Origin of the sequence: Spirillospora sp. NPDC046719 (assembly GCF_040645715.1) — a bacterium.
In the GTDB taxonomy this organism is placed as follows: domain Bacteria; phylum Actinomycetota; class Actinomycetes; order Streptosporangiales; family Streptosporangiaceae; genus Spirillospora.
The window spans coordinates 1-2,463 of sequence record NZ_JBEYYT010000785.1; the positions used below are offsets into that span (position 1 = coordinate 1).

At 75.0% G+C, this 2,463-nt stretch carries 3 protein-coding genes; all 3 read left to right on the forward strand.

Annotated features, from left to right (window positions below; translation table 11 throughout):
* Positions 1-273, forward strand: a 273-nt coding sequence (locus tag ABZ914_RS50180; RefSeq protein ID WP_500201647.1) for a PfkB family carbohydrate kinase, incomplete at its 5' end; no start/stop codon positions are given.
* On the forward strand, positions 261-1,109 hold the full coding sequence (locus ABZ914_RS50185; protein ID WP_500201648.1) for a class II fructose-bisphosphate aldolase: 849 nt from the start codon (positions 261-263) through the stop codon (positions 1,107-1,109). The genes ABZ914_RS50180 and ABZ914_RS50185, both read left to right, overlap by 13 nt.
* Positions 1,103-2,407 carry an alpha-glucosidase/alpha-galactosidase gene (locus ABZ914_RS50190; RefSeq protein WP_500201649.1) on the forward strand — a complete coding sequence of 435 codons (1,305 nt, stop codon included), beginning with the start codon at positions 1,103-1,105 and terminating at the stop codon, positions 2,405-2,407. Before ABZ914_RS50185 ends, ABZ914_RS50190 begins: the two co-directional genes overlap by 7 nt.
* Positions 2,408-2,463 lie beyond the last annotated feature (56 nt).

Here is a 2,463-nt window from a genome sequence, read left to right on the forward strand (position 1 = left end):
GCCGGCGGCATGCTCGCCGTCACGCCCGACGGCTGCTTCGAGGCCGTCCCGCACGAGGTCGTCGCCGGCAACCCGACCGGCGCCGGCGACGCCGCGGCGGCGGCGCTCGCCGTGGCGCTGCGCGACCGCGCGCCCTGGCCGGCCGCGCTCGGCGAGGCCGCCGCGCTGGCGGCCGCCGCCGTCGCGGCGCCCGCCGCCGGCGAGTTCGACCCCGACGTCCTCCGGCGGCACCGCCGGGCCACGAAGGTGAGGGAGACATCATGCCCCTGGTGAGCACGGCCGAGCTGGTGCGGCCCGGCGAAGGCGTCGCCGCGTTCAACGTGATCACGCTGGAGCACGCCGAGGCGATCGCCGCGGCCGCCGAGGAGACCGGCCGCCCGGTCATCTGCCAGATCAGCCAGAACGCGGTGCGCTTCCACGGCGGACGGCTCGGGCCGATCGCCGCCGGCACCCGCGCGGTGGCGGAGGGCTCGGCGGCGCGCGTCGCGCTGCACCTGGACCACGTGACCGACGAGGACCTGATGCGCCAGGCCGCCGACCACGGGTTCGGCTCGGTGATGTACGACGGCTCCGAGCACGACTACGAGGAGAACGTGGCCCGCACCGCGGCGGCCGCCGCCTGGGCCCACGAGCGCGGCCTCTGGCTGGAGGCCGAGCTCGGGGAGGTGGGCGGCAAGGACGGCGCGCACGCCCCGGGCGTCCGCACCGACCCCGGCGAGGCCGCCGCGTTCGTCGCCGCGACCGGCGTCGACGCCCTCGCGGTCGCCGTCGGCAGCTCGCATGCGATGACCGAGCGCACCGCCGTCCTCGACCACGGCCTGATCGCGCGGCTGCGCGACGCGGTGCCGGTCCCGCTGGTGCTGCACGGCTCGTCGGGGGTCGCCGACGACGAGCTGCGCCGCGCCGTCGGTCAGGGAATGACAAAGATCAACATCGGTACGGCCCTCAACATCGCCTTCAGCGGGGCGGTCCGCGCGAACCTGGACCGGGGCGTCGACCCGCGCCGCTACCTCGCGCCCGCCCGCGACGCCATGCGGGAGCGGGTCGCGCACCTGCTGGAGGTCATCGCGCCCCGTTCCGCCGAGAGCATTGGACAACGTGCATGCTGAACATCGCCTTCGTCGGCGCCGGCTCGGTCGAGTTCACCCGCCAGCTGCTGCGCGACATCCTCTCCTACCCCGAGCTCGGCGGCGTCCGGCTCGCGCTGCACGACATCGACCCCGAGCGGCTGGAGGTCGCCGAGGGCCTGGCGAGGCTCACCGCGAAGGAGCACGGCGCCGCGCCGGTCATCACCGCGTCCCTGGACCGGCGCCGCGCGCTGGAGGGCGCCGACGTGGTCGTGAACATGGTCGCGGTCGGCGGGCACGCCGCGACGGTGAAGGACTTCGAGGTCGCGGCGGAGTTCGGCGTCCGGCAGACCATCGGCGACACCCTGGGCATCGGCGGGATCTTCCGGGCGCTGCGCACGTTCCCGCTGCTGGAGGGGCTGGCCGCCGACATCAAGGCCGTCTGCCCGGACGCGTGGCTGCTGAACTACACCAACCCGATGGCGATGAACCTGCAGTACCTCGCGGCGATCGCGCCGGAGGTGAAGGCCGCCGGCCTGTGCCACTCGGTGTACTGGACCGTCCGGGACCTGTCGGAGCTGGTCGGCGTGCCGTACGAGGAGGTCGACTTCCGCTCGGCGGGCGTCAACCACCAGGCGTGGGTGCTGAAGTGGGAGCACCGCGGCCGCGACCTGTACCCGGCGCTGGACGCCGCCATCGAGGCCGACCCCGAGCTGAGGCGGCGGGTGCGCGTCGACATGTACCGGCGCTTCGGCCGCTACCCGACGGAGACCAGCGAGCACTCGTCCGAGTACGTCCCCTGGTACCTGAAGGACGAGGCGGAGATCGAGCGGCTGCGCATCCCGGTCGGCGAGTACGTGAAGATCAGCGAGGGCAACCTGGCCGAGTACGCGCGGGTCCGCGACTGCCTGGCGCGCGGCGAGTACCCGGCGCCGCGCGAGGACGAGGACGCCACCGAGTACGCGCCGCAGGTGATCCACAGCCTCGCCACCGGCGAGCGCCGCACCATCCAGGTGACCACCGCCAACACCGGCCTGATCACCAACCTGCCGATGGGCGCGGGCGTCGAGGTCCCGGCGACGCTCGACCGGACGGGCGTGCACCCGCACCACGTCGGCGCGCTGCCCCCGCAGCTCGCGGCGCTGAACCGCGCCTTCCTCAACGTGGTGGAGCTGACCGTCGCCGCCGCCGTCGAGGGCGACCCGGCGCACGTCCGGCACGCCGCGATGTGCGACCCGGCGACCGCCGCCGCGCTGCCCGTCGAGCGCATCGCCGAGCTGTGCGACGCGCTCACCGCGGCGCACGGCGACGCGCTGCCCGCCGCGCTGCGGAGGAACTGATGCTGGACCTGCTGGTCGTCGGGGACGCCAACCCGGACGTCCTCGTGCACGGCGCC